General features: G+C 71.0%; 14 protein-coding genes. 7 read left to right on the forward strand and 7 right to left on the reverse strand.

What is annotated here, in order from left to right; translation table 11 throughout:
• Positions 1–31: 31 nt before the first annotated feature.
• Positions 32–946, forward strand: a complete 915-nt coding sequence (locus RM788_RS20335; protein WP_315933294.1) for an NAD-dependent epimerase/dehydratase family protein — start codon at positions 32–34, stop codon at positions 944–946.
• 31 nt (positions 947–977) lie between these two features.
• Complete coding sequence (locus tag RM788_RS20340; RefSeq protein WP_315933295.1) at positions 978–1760, forward strand: IclR family transcriptional regulator; 783 nt, start codon at positions 978–980, stop codon at positions 1758–1760.
• A gap of 48 nt (positions 1761–1808) precedes the next feature.
• Here RM788_RS20340 and RM788_RS20345 read toward each other — a convergent pair whose 3' ends face one another.
• Positions 1809–2696 (reverse strand): ABC transporter substrate-binding protein, encoded by an 888-nt coding sequence (locus tag RM788_RS20345; RefSeq protein WP_315933296.1) that lies wholly within the window; start codon positions 2694–2696, stop codon positions 1809–1811.
• 134 nt (positions 2697–2830) lie between these two features.
• Between RM788_RS20345 and RM788_RS20350 the strand changes: the two genes are divergently transcribed.
• The gene (locus tag RM788_RS20350) at positions 2831–4168 is read left to right on the forward strand and encodes an RNA-guided endonuclease InsQ/TnpB family protein (protein WP_315933297.1); all 1338 of its coding nucleotides are present in this window, start codon (positions 2831–2833) and stop codon (positions 4166–4168) included.
• Here RM788_RS20350 and RM788_RS20355 read toward each other — a convergent pair.
• From RM788_RS20355 to RM788_RS20365, 3 genes are read right to left on the reverse strand one after another with little or no spacing between them, the layout of a single operon-like run.
• A complete protein-coding gene (locus tag RM788_RS20355; RefSeq protein ID WP_399345044.1) occupies positions 4081–4827 on the reverse strand; it encodes an ABC transporter permease in 747 nt (248 codons plus the stop codon). The two genes, RM788_RS20350 and RM788_RS20355, sit on opposite strands and share 88 nt — an antisense overlap.
• Positions 4827–5492, reverse strand: coding sequence for an ABC transporter permease (locus RM788_RS20360; protein ID WP_315933299.1), 666 nt, complete (start codon positions 5490–5492; stop codon positions 4827–4829). Before RM788_RS20360 ends, RM788_RS20355 begins: the two co-directional genes overlap by 1 nt.
• 4 nt (positions 5493–5496) lie before the next feature.
• The gene (locus RM788_RS20365) at positions 5497–6582 is read right to left on the reverse strand and encodes an ABC transporter ATP-binding protein (RefSeq protein ID WP_315933300.1); all 1086 of its coding nucleotides are present in this window, start codon (positions 6580–6582) and stop codon (positions 5497–5499) included.
• Between the two features lie 174 nt (positions 6583–6756).
• Here RM788_RS20365 and RM788_RS20370 point away from each other — a divergent pair, with 174 nt between their 5' ends.
• Positions 6757–8331, forward strand: coding sequence for a bis-aminopropyl spermidine synthase family protein (locus RM788_RS20370; RefSeq protein ID WP_315933301.1), 1575 nt, complete (start codon positions 6757–6759; stop codon positions 8329–8331).
• A gap of 11 nt (positions 8332–8342) precedes the next feature.
• Here RM788_RS20370 and RM788_RS20375 read toward each other — a convergent pair whose 3' ends face one another.
• Entirely contained in the window at positions 8343–11525 is a 3183-nt protein-coding gene (locus RM788_RS20375; RefSeq protein WP_315933302.1) for a bifunctional diguanylate cyclase/phosphodiesterase, read from the reverse strand.
• A gap of 251 nt (positions 11526–11776) precedes the next feature.
• Entirely contained in the window at positions 11777–12964 is a 1188-nt protein-coding gene (locus RM788_RS20380) for an NAD(P)-dependent malic enzyme (RefSeq protein ID WP_315933303.1), read from the reverse strand.
• Positions 12965–13250: 286 nt separating this feature from the next.
• On the opposite strand from RM788_RS20380, the gene RM788_RS20385 reads away from it, so the two are divergent.
• Positions 13251–13853, forward strand: a complete 603-nt coding sequence (locus tag RM788_RS20385; protein WP_315933304.1) for a dTDP-4-dehydrorhamnose 3,5-epimerase family protein — start codon at positions 13251–13253, stop codon at positions 13851–13853.
• On the opposite strand, the gene RM788_RS20390 is transcribed toward RM788_RS20385, so the two are convergent.
• Positions 13846–14163, reverse strand: a complete 318-nt coding sequence (locus RM788_RS20390) for a S24 family peptidase (protein WP_315933305.1) — start codon at positions 14161–14163, stop codon at positions 13846–13848. The genes RM788_RS20385 and RM788_RS20390 overlap by 8 nt on opposite strands.
• A 78-nt stretch (positions 14164–14241) precedes the next feature.
• On the opposite strand from RM788_RS20390, the gene sodN reads away from it, so the two are divergent.
• Together sodN and RM788_RS20400 are read left to right on the forward strand one after the other, a co-directional pair.
• Positions 14242–14658, forward strand: a complete 417-nt coding sequence (sodN, locus tag RM788_RS20395; protein ID WP_106187412.1) for a superoxide dismutase, Ni — start codon at positions 14242–14244, stop codon at positions 14656–14658.
• A 117-nt stretch (positions 14659–14775) separates the two neighbouring features.
• The gene (locus RM788_RS20400; RefSeq protein WP_315933306.1) at positions 14776–15234 is read left to right on the forward strand and encodes an SRPBCC family protein; all 459 of its coding nucleotides are present in this window, start codon (positions 14776–14778) and stop codon (positions 15232–15234) included.
• Position 15235: the final 1 nt, after the last annotated feature.

Consider the following 15235-nt stretch of genomic DNA (forward strand, 5'->3'; position numbering starts at 1 on the left):
GCGGCGGACGCCGTCCGGCATGATCGTGACCATGAAGATCTTGGTGGTGGGCGCCAGCGGCCTGGTGGGACAGCACGTCGTCGCGGTGCTGCGGGAACGCGGGCACTCCGCGACGACGGCGGCCCGCACGGCGCGTGCGGGGATCGACCACGCGGTGGACGCCGTGACGGCCACCGACGCCGACTGGCGCGACCTGGTGGCCGGCCACGACGGCGTGGTGTTCGCGGCGGGGGCGGACGACCGGGAGATCCCCCGCAAACCCTCGTACCCGTTGTTCCACAAGGGGAACGTGCAACCGGTCGTCCGCCTGCTCGGCGCCGCCCGCGCCGCCGGTGCGAGCCGGGCCGTGGTGCTGGGGTCGTACTACACGCACTTCGACCGGGTGCACCCCGAGTGGGAACTGGCCGTGCTCCACCCCTACATCCGCAGCCGCGTGGAACAGGCGCGCGCCGGTCGCGAGGCCGCCGGGCCGAACCTGCCGGTGGCCGTGCTGGAGCTGCCGTTCGTGTTCGGCCGGGCGGAAGGGCGGGTGCCGAACTGGTCGGGCGGCCTGGACAAGTGGGTCCGCTCCCGCTCGCCGCTGGCCGTGCCGGTCGGCGGCAGCGCCGTGACGACCGCGCGCCGGGTGGCGGAAACGGCCGCCGACGCGCTGGAGCGGGCTTCCGGCGCCGACATCCCCGTGGTCGAGGAGAACCTGACCTGGACCGCGATGATCAGCCGCGTCGCCGGGGCGGCCGGACATCCTCGGGAGGTCCGGAAGCTGCCCGCCGGGGTGGTCCGGGCCGGCCTGGGGATGACCGGGCTGGTGCAACGGTTGACGGGGAAGCAGTCCGGGCTGGTGCCGTCGAAGCTGGCGGATCTCATGCTGCGGGAGCTGTTCCTGGACGTGGAGTCGCCGCGGTCGATCGAGACCGCGATCCGGGAGACGTTCCCGGCGTCGACCTGACCGGGTCGGTGGCTGCGCCTAGCCTTTCCCCATGGGCACCAGCAGTGACGTCCCCGCGCTGAGGCGCGGTCTCGCGGTGCTCCAGTTCCTGGCGGGCAAGCCCGGTCCGGTGTCGGCCACGGCCGTGGCGCGCGAACTGGGCCTGCCCCGGTCCACGACGTACCACCTGCTGGCCGAACTGGCCGAGGCCGGCTTCGCCACGCACTTCCCCGAGGAACGCCGGTACGGGCTGGGCGTCGCGGCGTTCGAGCTGGGCTCCGCCTACCTGCGGCACGACCCGCTCGAACGGCTGGCGAGGCCGTTGCTCCGCAAGCTCGTCGACAAGGTCGAGCGGACCGCCCACCTGGGCGTCCTGCACGGCCCCGAAGCCCTCTACCTGGTCCGCGAGCAGCCCCGGCAGCCTCAGTCGATCGTGTCGGACGTCGGCGTGCGGCTGCCCGCGCACCTCACCGCGTCGGGTCGGGCGATGCTGGCGCGGTTGCCCGCGGCGCAGGTGCGGGCCCTGTTCCCGTCCGCTGGGAGCTTCGTGGACCGGACGGGCCGCGGGCCGCACAGCCTGCCCGCGCTGCGAGCGCTGCTGGGGACCGAGAAGCGGCGGGGCTGGTCCGTCGAGGACGGCTACGTGACCGCGGGTTTCGCCTCGGTGGCGGCGCCGGTCTTCGACCACGGCGAACGCCCCATCGCCGCGATCACCGTGACGTTCCGGCACGTGTGCGAGGCGGAATGCGGCCGGCGGTGGCCCGATCTCGCCGAGGACATCCGGGCCGCCGCCGACGAGCTCACCGGTCGCATCGGCGGCCGGTCCACGAGATGAGGGGCCGCCCCGGCGAACCGGAACGGCCCCTCGTCGGACGGGAGTGCGTCAGATCTTCTCGGCGGACAGGAAGGCGGCCGCGACGTTCGCGATCGTCTCCTTGTCGACGTCCACCCGCTTGACCAGGTCGGCCAGCTTCTCGGTGGTGAGCGCGGAGGACACCTTGTCCAGCGCCGCCTTGCCCTTGTCGTCCAGCGCGTCCGAGCGGAACAGCGGCACGACGTTCTGCGCCGGGTACAGGTTCTTCGGGTCCTCCAGCTCGACGAAGTCGTTCGCCTTGATGTCGGACGAGGTCGTGTAGAGGTTGGCGACCTGGACGGTGCCGCCCTTCAGCGCGTCCACGGTGACCGGGCCACCGGCGTCGGTGGTCTTGATCTCCTTGAACTTCACGCCGTAGACCTCGCCGATCTTCGCCTCCCAGCGCTGCGCCCACTCACCCGCCGCGCCGAGCACGAAGTCCGGCTTCGAGGCGAGGTCCGCCACGGACTTCACGCCCGCGTCCGCCGTCGCCTTCGACACCACGAGGACGTCCTTGTCCTCCGCGGCGGACTTCGCCAGGACCTCCAGGCCGGACGGGGTCTTGGACTTGAGCGCCGTGTAGACGTCCTCGGACGTCGTGGTGGCGTTGGTCTTGTCGAAGTAGTTGAGCAGGTTGCCGGTGTACTCCGGCACGACGCCCAACGACTTGTCCTGCAACGCCTTCACCACGAGCTCACGGGCGCCGATGCCGGACTTGACGGTGACCTTCGCGCCCGCGTTCTTCAACGCGCCCGCGTAGATCTCCGCGAGGATCTTGTTCTCGGTGAAGTCGGCCGAGCCGACCACGACCTCACCCGACGCGGCCTGCTGGTTGCTGCCGCTGAGGTCTTCCGCCGAACCACAGGCCGACACCAGCAGTGCGGCCGCCGCGACGACCACGGCCAAGGAGCGCTTCATGGAAACTCCAATCGGTGAACACCCGGTCTTCAAGCCGGGGAGGAGCCGATCCGCGAGGGACAACGGGAACGGTCGGCTCCGAAGTGGACGAGCGGCTTCGGTCTTCAGGAGTTGGGGCCGGTATTCTGGGGGATGTGCCGAAGGCGGTGGTGAAACGGGCGTACCGCTATCGCTTCCACCCCACCGAAGGGCAAGCGGTGGAGTTGTCGCGGACCTTCGGGTGTATCCGTCTGGTGTACAACCGCGCGTTGGACATCCGCACCAACGCATGGCGTCGAGAACAGCGGCGGGTCGGCTACACCGACACCTCGGCGTTGCTCACCGCGTGGAAGCAGACCGACGAACTGGGATTCCTCAAGGAAGTCTCCTCGGTGCCGTTGCAGCAAATCCTGCGACACCAGCAGAAGGCGTTCACCCGCTTCTTCGACGAACAGGCCAACTATCCGAGGTTCAAGTCCCGCAAGAGGTCGCGGGCGTCGGCGGAGTACACCCGGTCCGGATTCCGGTGGCGCGACGGCCGGCTCACGCTGGCCAAGATGGACCAACCACTGGCCATCGTGTGGTCGCGTCCGCTGCCCGACGGGGCCCAGCCCTCCACGGTGACGGTGTCCCGCGACCCGGCAGGGCGATGGCACGTGTCGATCCTGGTCGAGACCACCATCGACCACCTCGCCCCGACCACGGCGGAGGTCGGAGTCGACGCCGGACTGACCTCCCTGATGACCCTCTCCACCGGGGAAAAGATCACCAACCCGAGGCACGAGCACCGGGGACGGGTTGCGTTGGCCCGCGCGCAACGAAACCTGGCCCGCAAGGCCAAGGACTCCAACAACCGGGCTAAGGCCAGGGTGAAGGTCGCCCGCGTGCACGCCCGGATCGCCGACCGACGGCGGGACCTGCTGCACAAGCTGACCACTCGACTCGTCCGTGAGAACCAAACGATCGTGATCGAGGACCTCGCAGTCCGCAACATGGTCCGCAACCACAACCTGGCCCGAGCGATCAACGACGCGGCCTGGTCGGAATTCCGATCCATGCTCACCTACAAGGCCGCCTGGTACGGCCGCACGGTGATCGCCGTGGACCGGTGGTACCCCTCCAGCAAGACCTGCTCGCACTGCCGACACCTGCTCGACACACTGCCACTGGGCGTGCGGCAGTGGACCTGCCCCGGTTGCGGCGAAGTCCACGACCGGGACGTCAACGCCGCACGGAACATCCTGGCCGCCGGACGGGCGGTCACAGCCTGCGGAGACGGAATCAGACCAAACCGGCACCAGTCGGTGGGGCATCTGTCGGAACCTCCCTTCCAAGGGGGAAGAAACAGGAACTGCCCGCTGCGAAGCGGACGGGAATCCCCGGTCCTCGATGACCGGGAAGGACGTCAAGCCGAACTTCCTCCTGAATCAGGCTGTGCGGCGAGTGCCACCAGCTTCTGCGGGCGTTTGCCCTTCTTCGGACCGGTCGGTTGACCGACCAGTCGCAGTCCGCGGGGGACGATGGCCTTCTGCGCGCCCGCCAGCACCAGGTCGAGTGCGACGGCGAGCAGTGCGATCAGCACCGCGCCGCCGACGAACTGGCCGTAGTCCAGCACCCGCAGGCCGTCGAGCAGCGGGCGGCCGAGGGTCTCGATGCCCACGTACGCGGCGACCGAGGCGGTCGCCACGACCTGGAGGGTCGCGTTGCGCAGCCCGCCGATGAGCAGCGGCAGGGCGTTGGGCAGTTCGACCTGCCACAGCACCTGACCGCCGGTCATGCCCATGCCCTTGGCCGCGTCCACGACGCCGCGGTCGACGTCCTGGATGCCCGCGTAGGTGCCCGCCAGGATCGGCGGGATGGCCAGCACGATCAACGCGATCAGCACCGGGCCTGTTCCACCGCCCGCGATCAGGTACAGGAACGTGACCAGGCCGAGCGTGGGCAGTGCGCGCAGGGCGTTGCTGCCGCCGACCAGGAACGTGCCGCCGCGGCCGGTGTGGCCGACGAACAGGCCGAGCGGCACGGCGATCGCGCTCGCGCCGAGCACGGCGCCGAGGCAGTACAGCAGGTGCACGCCGGTGCGCAGCGGGATCCCCTTGGAGCCGCTCCAGTTGGCGGGGTCGAAGAGCCAGGCGAAAGCGTCGGCGAAGATCACGACTTCACCCCACGGATGTTGTTCCACGGCGTCAACCACTGGCGCAGCGCGACCAGCAGGCCGTCCACGACCAGCGCGAGCAGCAGGGTCAGGACGATGCCGACGATGATCGGCGCGAGGTAGCGGCTGCGGAAGCCGTCGGTGAACAGGACGCCGAGCCCGCCGGTGCCGATCAGGGCGCCGACGCTGACCAGGCTGATGTTGCTGACCGACCCGACCCGCAGCCCGGCGAACAGCACCGGCACCGCGAGCGGCAGTTCCACGGTCAGGAAACGGCGCAGCGGCCGGAAACCCATCGCGGTCGCGGCCGCGGTGATCTGCACGGGCACCGCGTCGAGGGCGTCGCTGACCGGGCGGGTCAGCAGCGCCGTGGTGTAGACGGTGAGGGCGATGACCACGTTGTTGATGTCGAGCACCTGGGTGCCGATCAACGCCGGGATGATCGCGAACAACGCCAGCGACGGCACCGTGTAGACGATGTTCGCCGCGCCGAGCAGCGGGCCGCGGAACCAGCCGAAGCGGTGGCACACCCAGCCGAGCGCGACGGCCAGCACGACGGAGATCACCAGCGGCAGCAGCGAGAGGTAGACGTGCTGCAGGAGCATGTCGAGGATCGCCCCCCGGGTGCCCGCGTCGCTGAGGTACTTGCCCAGGTCTCCCACGCGGTCAGCCCCTGCTCTCGCGCAGGCCCTCGATCACCGCGAGCACCTGGGTGGCCGTCACGGCCCCCACGACCGCGCCCTCGGCGTCGACGGCCACACCGAGCCCGGACGGCGAGGACAGCGCGGCGTCGAGCGCGCCGCGGATCGACTGCCCCACCTGGAACAGCGAGCCGCCGGGCTTGAGCACGTCCTCGACCAGCGGTCCGTCCACAGTGGTCCCCGGCGCGAGCCAGCCGCGCGGGTGCTTGCGGTCGTCCACGGCCAGCCGCCACTCGTCCGACGGCCGCACGGCCTCGCTGACCTGGACCAGCGGCACCGCGCCGACTTCCACGCCGGAAGCGTCCACAAAGGACAGGCTGCGGTAGCCCCTGTCCTTGCCGACGAAGTGCGCGACGAAGTCGTCCGCGGGCCTGGCGAGCAGTTCGGCGGGCTTGTCGTACTGGGCCAGGATGCCGCCCTCGCGGAACACCGCGACCTTCTCGCCGATCCGCACGGCCTCGTCGATGTCGTGCGTGACGAACACGATCGTCTTGTCCAGCTCCGCCTGGAGCCGCAGCAGCTCGTCCTGGAGCCCTTCGCGCACGACCGGGTCGACCGCGCTGAACGGCTCGTCCATCAGCAGCACCGGCGGGTCGGCGGCCAGCGCCCGCGCCACACCGACGCGCTGCTGCTGGCCGCCGGAGAGCTGCACCGGGTACCGCTTGCCCAGTTCCACCGGCAGTCCGACCAGTTCCAGCAGCTCGGCGGCCCGGCCGCGGGCCTTGCTCCGGCTCCAGCCCGACAGCAGCGGCACGGTCGCGACGTTGTCCAGCACCGTGCGGTGCGGGAACAGCCCGGCCTGCTGGATCACGTACCCGATGCCGCGGCGCAGCGTCGGCGGGTCGACGGACAGGATGTCCTTGCCGTCCACCATGATCGTGCCCGAAGTCGGGTCGATCATCCGGTTGACCATCCGCAACGACGTGGTCTTCCCGCAACCGGACGGCCCGACGAAGACGGTGATCGTGCCCGCCTCGACCACGAGGTCCAGGTTGTTCACGGCGATCGTCCCGTCGTCGAACCGCTTGGTCACGGCTCGGAACTCGATCACACGGGATCCCTCCGGTAGGGACGGCCGCCGATCGGCCGCTCTCACAGCAAGCGAAGTTCAGGAGAAACGACCCTAGCCCGGATGGCTGACGACGGCATGCCGTTCCAAGGGGTGGATGGCCAGACGTCTCCTCTCCGTAACCTCCTGTCGACCGGTCACTACTCTGCTGCGGTTGTGGGTACCAACGAGCCGATCGACCGAGTACGAGCCCTGCTTGCCGAGCGCGGTGTGCACGCGCGCAGGCTGCGCCCCGTGCTGACGCTGCTCGGTCGCGACTGGCACACGCTGGCGGAGTTGGTGCGGCTTCCCGCAGTGCCCCGGCGCACCGTCCAGGAGCTGCTGGCGGCCGCCGAGGAGGACTTGGAGACGCAGGGCGACCGCTACCGGATCGCCCCGTACCGCGCGGCCGCGTACGCCGAGGCGTTCGGGGTGGACGCGGGCCCGTCAGACCCGGTGGACGCGCTGGTGTCGCGGCACACCGACCAGCTGCGCTCGATCCTCGCCGACATCGCCAACGTGCCGCCGCCGCTGGCCGCGCTCGACCACGTGCAGGCCACGGCCGACACCGCGTTGAAGCGGGCGCTGTGGCTCGACTCGACCTACGACCTCACCGGGCGCAAGCTGCTCTGCCTCGGCGACCACGACCTGACCTCGCTCGCCGTGTGCGCGGTCAACCCGGACGTCGAGGTGACCGTCGTCGACCTGGACGACCGGCTGCTGGAGTTCATCGACGCCCTCGCGGCCGAGCGCGGCTGGAACATCCGCTGCCTGCACGCCGACTTCCGCTTCGGCCTGCCGCCGTCGGTGCTGGAGTCCGCGGACCTCGTGTTCAGCGACCCGCCGTACACGCCGGAGGGCATGGGCCTGTTCGCCGGCCGCGCGATCGACTGCCTCGCCGACCCGGCGCGCGGGCGCGTGCTGCTGGCCTACGGCTTCAGCGACCGCACGCCCGCGCTCGGGCTGAAGGTGCAGCAGGAGTTGCAGCGGCTCGGCCTGGTGTTCGAGGCGATCCTGCCCGCGTTCAACCGGTTCGACGGGGCGCAGGCGATCGGCAGTGCCGCGGACCTGTACGTGTGCCGCCCGACGTCCCGGAAGGGCGGCGGCGCGCAGGGCAGGACGGGCATCTACACGCACGGCCCGCAGTCGTTGGAGTCGTCCGGGCCGAGCCGGGACGCGCTGGAGGCGCTGTCCGGTCTCGCCCCGCGCCCGGAGTCCTCGCCGCCGCCGAAGCCGCGCAAGCCCGGTTGGCACGAGCCGATCGGCAAGGGGGCGGCGTCGCTGGCCGTGGACCTGACCGGTGATCCCGGACCGTGGCTGCTGCGGACGCTGCTGGCGAGCGTGCCCGCGCGGCTGGCGGCGCTGGTGCCGAACAACCACCCGAACGTGTCCAGTGAGAAGGGCCAGCACGAGCTGACCTCGTTGGTGGACAGCCGGTTCCGGTTGAGGTTCCTGCGCGGGACGCCGGACAACAAGCACACGGTCGTGGTGGCCGAGCAGGTGCTCGCGGGCGAGCTGACGCCCGGCGGGCTGGTCGTGCGCGAGGTGCTGCTGCGGGCCCACGGGAAGCTCGGCAACGTGTGGCGCGAGGCGCTGGTCACCGCGTCGAAGGGCGAGCTGACCAAGCGCGCGGCCCGCGAGCGCATCGACGCCGCCGTCGGCGACCACCCGGACCTGGACCAGCGGCTGATCGACCTGCCCCGGCACCGGATCGCCGCGCTGCTGCCCCTGGTGGAGGCCTCGATCGGCTGACCGCGCGCGGATCAGCCCGCGCGCGGGATGTGCAGCGGGCCGAGGGCGAGGATGGCCCGGAACTCCTTGGCGGGGACCGGGCGGGAGAACAGCCAGCCCTGGTAGGCGTCCACGCCGACGCCGCGCAGCACGTGGAACTGGGTCGCGGTCTCGACGCCCTCGGCGACGCACTTGCGGCCCATGGCCCGCGCCATGTCGACGACGGCCCGTGCGACGGCGAAGTCGGAGGAGTCGTTGCCGACGCCGGAGACGAACCGGCGGTCGACCTTGATGATCTGCGCGGGCAGGTCCTTGAGCCTGGCCAGCGACGAGTAGCCGGTGCCGAAGTCGTCGACGGCGAACTGCACGCCGCGCTGCACCAGCTCGTCCATGGACTGCCGCACCCGTGACGGCAGGTCGACCAGGGCCGTCTCGACCAGTTCCAGCACGACCCGGTTCCACGGGATCCCGGCCTCGGCGATGGTGTCGGCCACGATGTCGACGAACTCGGTGTCGCCCGGCACCAGGCCGGACAGGTTCACCGCGATGGACACCGGCTTGCCGTTGGGCGCGGGCCAGGTCGAGGCCTCGCGCAGGGCGGTGCGCAGCACCCAGCGGTCGAGGTCGCGCATGAGGTCGCCCTGCTCGGCGACCGGCAGGAACACGTCCGGCGGCAGCAGGCCGCGGTCGGGGTGCGGCCAGCGCACGAGCGCCTCGGCCGTGAGCACGGTCCCGTCCGCGCCGACGACCGGCTGGTAGTGCAGCTGGAGGCCGTCGTTCGCCAGCGCCTCGCGCAGCTGGCCCTCGAGGTGCACCTGGCGGTCCGCCGACGCGATGAGCGCGGCGCTGGCCAGCGACACCCGGCCCGCGCCGCGCCTCTTGGCCTCGAACATCGCCGCGTCCGCGAAGCGCAGCAGGTCCGCGCCGGTCGTGCGGGCGCCGTTCGGGATCGACGCGCCGATCGACGCGGACACCCGGACGAGCTGGCCGTGCACGGGGACGGCGGTCTTGAGCAGGCCCGCGACCTTCGTGGCCAGCACGTCGACACCGCCCGCGAGTTCCAGGTCCTCGCAGATGATCACGTACTCGTCGCCGGAGAGCCGCGCCGCGGTGCAGCCCGCGGGCAGGCCGTCCTCGAGTCTTCGGGCGAGCGCCACCAGCAGCTCGTCGCCCGCGTCGTGGCCGAGGGAGTCGTTGACCCGCTTGAAGTTGTCGATGTCGCAGAACAGCACGCCGACCTTGGCCCGGTCGGGGCCCTCCAGCAGCTCGCCGAGGATCTCCTTGACCAGCGCGCGGTTCGGCAGGCCGGTCAGCTCGTCGTGCGTGGCCTGGTGGCGCAGCGCCTCGGCCGTGCGGCGGCGTTCGGTGATGTCCTGGAACACGATCAGCCAGAACCGGCGGCCGTCGTCCTGCACGGACAGCGCGATGTGCAGCTCGCAGTAGACGCGCTCGCCGTCCGGGCGGATCAGGATGCGCTGCGGGATCTTGTGCGTCCGGTCGGCGCCCAGCGCCGTCATCTTGTCGACCGACCGCAGCCGCGACTGGTTGTCGTCGGGGTGCGTCATCTGCTCCGCGGTCACGCCGCGCAGCTCCTCCAGCTCCATGCCGAGCAGGTCGCACAGGGCGTCGTTCGCGTCGACCAGCCGCTCGCCCTCGTCGAACAGGCCGATGCCGACCGGCGTCAGCGACACCAGGTCGGCGAAGCGCTGGCTGGACCGCTTCATCCGCGTCTCGGCGGCCCGCTGCTCGGTGATGTCCTGCGCGGTGCCGACCGCGCGCGACCCCTCGCCCGACTGGCCCTCGACCAGCACGCCGTAGGAGCGGAACACGCGCACCTTGCCGTCGCGCCGCACCATCCGGTGCTCGCACTGCACCGGGGTCCGGTCGGTGACCAGCTGCCGCCACAGCTCGTCCACCCACGGCCGGTCGTCGGGGTGCACCAGGTCGAGGAAGGTCTGGTAGCTGATCTTCTCGTCGTAGGGGACGCCGAGCAGGTCCGAGAGCATCTCCGACCACACGACCTCGTCCGACCGGAGTTCCCACTCCCACACGCCGAGCCGGGCGGCGCGCTGCGCGTCGACGAGCCTGCGGCGGTCCTCGTTCAGCTGGCGTTCGAGGCGCCTGGCCTCGGTGACGTCCTGCACGGTGCCCTGGAGGCGCTGGACGCCCTTCCCACCGGGCCCGAACTCCGGGCGCGCGCGGCAGATGAACACCTTGTCGTTGTACTTGCTGCGGACCTCTATCTCGACGGTCGTCTCGTCGGTCGCGCTCAGCAGCCGGTCGCGCAGTTCGTCCAGCAGGTGCATGTCGTCCGGGTGGACGCCGTCGATCAGCTTCGCGCCCGGCTCGTACTCGATCTCGTCGTACATCTCGACGAGGACCTCGCTGCGGTGCATGGACTTGGTGTTCAGCTCGAACGCCCAGCTGCCGATGCGGGCGATCCGCTGCGCCTCCAGCAGCCTGCCCCGTTCGAGGGCCAGCTCCTGGTCCGCGCGCCACTGCGCGGTGATGTCGCGGATGTACCCGGTGATCAGCTGCGCGGCGCCGTCCTCGCCCAGCTTCGCCTCGGCGACGCCGCGGATGTGCCGCAGCTCGCCGTCGGGGCGGATGATCCGGTACTCGATGTCTATGGAGTCGCCGGACAGCTCGCGGTTGGTCCAGTAGCTGGCGACCATCTCGTGGTCGTCCGGGTGCACGACGGTCAGGACGGCCTGCGCGCCGGGCACGACCGATCCGGGTTCGAGGCCGAGCAGCGCGTAGTGCGAGTCCGACCAGACGGTGACGCCGGTGCTCGGGTCGTACTCCCACGAGCCGATCTCGGCGACCCGCTGCACGGTGCGCAGCCTGCGCTGCTCGTCGCGCAGCTCGTCCGCCACGGCCGACAGGTCGGAGACGTCCACCAGCAGCACGGCCTGCAAGCCGGTTCCGGGCACGGGGCTGCGCACGACCCGGACGGGTAAGGCCGCGCTGGCGGGCCTGCGGAGCCGGAGGTCGGACTGGTCGCCGAGGAGGAGTTCGCTGAGGCTGCGGCCGACCAGGTCGTCCGATGACTCCGCCTGCGCGAGCTCCACGGCGGCGGCGTTCGCCTTCATCACGACGCCCTTGGTGTCGCAGAGCAGCGAGGGGGCGTCGGGGAGTGTCACGCCGTCCAGTGTGACCGCCGGTCGCAGGGCAGGTTCCAGCGCCACCGAAGCGCTTCCGTCCCGCTTGGGCACAGCCCCACCCTTCCCGCGTCGACGCCTGTCGCGGCGCAGGGGTGATCAGTCCGGCGGACCTGGCTGCACCCGGTTTGCGGCAAAACGCGTCCCTCTCCTCGGATGTTCACCCGAGGAGAGGGACGGTAGCGCTTCGGAGCGTCATCGCCCACCCCCTGACGAGGTAACGACCCACCACGAAAGTGGATTCGTTCATTCCGCGAGCGTCGAGCGACGAAACCCAGGCCTGTTTCGTCCTGTTTCCCGCGTGATCAGGCTACGCCGTCGGCCTTCGCCGCGGCGGCCACGGCGGCCGCGACCTCCGGTGCGACCCGCGGGTCGAGCGCGCTCGGCACGATGCGGTCCGCGGCCAGGTCGTCGGAGGCCACGGCCGCGATGGCGTCGGCCGCCGCGAGCTTCATGCCCTCGGTGATCCGGCGCGCGCCCACGTCCAGCGCGCCGCGGAAGATGCCGGGGAACGCGAGGACGTTGTTGATCTGGTTCGGGAAGTCGCTGCGGCCCGTGGCGACGACGGCGGCGTGCCGGTTCGCGACGTCCGGGTGCACCTCGGGGTGCGGGTTGGACAGGGCGAACACGATGGAGTCGGACGCCATGCTCGCGATCAGGTCCTCGCCGACCTGCGACGACGAGACGCCCAGGAAGATGTCCGCGCCCCGCAGCGCCTCGGCGATGCCGCCGCGCAGGCCGCTGCCGTTGGTCAGGGCCGCCATCCCCTCCTTGATCGGGTTCAGGCCCTCGCGACCGACGTGCACGATCCCGCGCGAGTCGACCAGCGTGACCTCGCCGATGCCCGCGGCCAGCAGGATCTTCGCGCACGCGATGCCCGCGGCGCCCGCGCCCGCGACGACGACGCGCTGGTCCGCGATGTTCTTGCCCAGCACGGTGTTCGCGCCGCGCAGGGCGGCCAGCGCCACCACCGCGGTGCCGTGCTGGTCGTCGTGCATGACCGGGCAGTCGAGCGCCTCGATGACCTTCGCCTCCAGCTCGAAGCAGCGCGGGGCGGAGATGTCCTCCAGGTTCACCGCGCCGAACGACGGCCGCAGCCGGACCAGCGTCTCGACGATCTCGTCGACGTCGGTCGTGTTCAGCACCAGCGGGATCGAGTCGAGGCCGCCGAAGGTCTTGAACAGGGCCGCCTTGCCCTCCATCACCGGCAGCGAGGCGGACGGGCCGATGTCCCCGAGGCCGAGGACGGCCGTCCCGTCGCTGACCACGGCGACCAGGCGGTGCGCCCACGTGTACTTGGCGGCCAGCGAGGGGTCCTCGGCGATCGCGCTGCTGACCTTCGCCACGCCGGGCGTGTACGCGATGGCAAGGGCGCGCGGGTCCGCGAGCGACGCCGTCACGCCGAGGCTGAGCTTGCCGCCGACGTGCGCCGCGAAGATCTCCTCGTCGGTCGGCTGGGTATCGGTGATGGGGTTGTCGTTCAGAGCGGTCACGGCGACAGTCCTCCTGCGGTGCGGGCCTGGGGGCGCACCGCGACCAGCGTTGTCACGCTCGTTCCACGGGGCCTGAATAGTTCGGCCGGGCGCTCTTCGCGCGCCGGCCGGGTGAAGCGGTCGGGCAAGCATGACAGTGTTCGACAATTGTGTCTGCGGCGCGCGTCACACTTCCGCCGCAGGTCAGAGGGGGTTTCCCAAGACGTCCGTCCGGTTTCCAAGACCGTCCGGTCCGTTTTCCCAGGCAGAATCGGTCAAGATCACCTCCCGCTTTACCATGGTGGGCATGCGCGTGAGCGAGACGAAGATTTCCGGGAGTTGGGAATTCACCCCAAAGGCGTTCCCGGACGACCGCGGCGTTTTCGCCGCCCCGTTCCAGGAGGCCGCGTTCGTCGAGGCGGTCGGCCACCCCCTGCGCCTCGCGCAGACCAACCACAGCACCTCCCGGCGCGGCACCATCCGCGGCGTCCACTTCGCGGACGTGCCGCCCGGCCAGGCGAAGTACGTCTACTGCCCGCGCGGCTCGCTGCTCGACGTGATCGTCGACCTGCGCGTCGGCTCCCCCACGTTCGGGCAGCACGAGGTGGTACGCCTCGACTCGGCGAAGCTCAACGCGGTGTACCTGTCCGAGGGCCTCGGGCACGCCGTCGTCGCGCTGGAGGACGACACGACGATGGCGTACCTGTGCTCGGAGGGCTACAACCCCACCGGCGAACGCGGCCTCGACCCCCTGTGCCCCGAACTGGCCATCCCCTGGCCCGCGGGCGTGGAGCCGATCCTGTCGGACAAGGACCGCGCCGCCCCCGGCCTGTCCGAGGCGCTCGCCGCGGGCATCCTGCCGAACTACGACGAGTGCCGGGCCTTCCACGCGGCGCTCCGCGCTACCTGAGCCGCCGCGGCCGCGGCCACAACCGCCACCGCACCACCCCGAGCACCTCCGCGGGCCCCAGTGTCCGCGAGTCCGTCGACCCGAACTGGTTGTCGCCAAGTACTTGCCACAAGCCACTTCCGCGCTGCTCACGGGCGCGCTTGATCGACAGCTGACCGGGCCGCGCCGCCCACCGGACCAGCACGAGATCCCCCGTCTCGGGGACGGCCCCGTACCGCACCACCACCACGTCGCCATCCCGAACCGCCGGGACCATCGACGGACCGCGCACCCGGAGCAGCGGCAACGGGTTCCCACCCTGCGGTGCCAACGATCACCTCCACCTGCCGTGCCAGACCGTCCGGAGTAGGGTCCTCCACGTCGGAGCATTCACTGTCAGGGAGGCAAGATGCGACTGCTGTCGCGCATCCGCGAACTCCGCCGCCCACTGCTGGAGGCCACCGCTCACTGCGACCTTCCGTGCGGTGTGTACGACCCGGCCCAGGCCAGGATCGAAGCGGAGTCCGTCAAGGCGATCCAGGAGAAGTACCAGGCGAACGAGGACCCGGAGTTCCGGGAACGCGCCGTCCTGATCAAGGAGCAGCGCAGCGAGCTCGTCAAGCACCACCTGTGGGTGCTGTGGACGGACTACTTCAAGCCGCCGCACTTCGAGAAGTACGCGGAACTGCACGACCTGTTCAACCGCGCCACCAAGGCGGCCGGTGCCAGCGGCACCAAGGGCTCCATGGACCCGGCCAAGGGACAGGAACTGCTCGACCTGATCGCCCAGATCGACAAGATCTTCTGGGAGACGAAGGCCGCGTAGTAGCAGGGCTTCCGACGACGCCGACCAGCGGAGACATCATCCGCGGGTCGGCGTCGTTCTGCGTCCTACCGGCATGCGGCGCCCTGGGCGGTTGCTGCGGCCCCTAGCATCGACCCCGTGCCCCACTTCGAGGTCACCACCAGCATCGCCGCGTCGCCGCGGCGCGTCTTCGACGTCTCGCTGGACGTGGGCGTGCACACCGCGTCGATGGCCGACGCCGCCGAACAGGCCGTCGCGGGGGTCGTTTCGGGCAGGCTTCGGTCGGGGGACGAGGTGACCTGGAGGGCTCGGCACTTCGGGGTGTGGTGGCGGATGGGGGCGCGGATCGTCGTGCACGAGCCGCCCGAGTACTTCGTCGACGAGCAGGTGGAGGGGCCGTTCCGGTGGTGGCGGCATGAGCACCGCTTCGCGCCGGACGGGCGCGGGGGCACGGTGATGCGGGACGTGGTGGGGTACGCGGCGCCGTTCGGGCCGTTGGGGCGGTTCGCCGAGGTGGCCGTGCTCGACCGGTACCTGCGCAAGCTGATCGTCGACCGGAACGCGCACGTGGGAGCGGTGGCCGAAGCCGGCGGGTGAC

Origin of the sequence: Umezawaea sp. Da 62-37 (assembly GCF_032460545.1) — a bacterium.
Taxonomy (GTDB): Bacteria; Actinomycetota; Actinomycetes; order Mycobacteriales; family Pseudonocardiaceae; genus Umezawaea.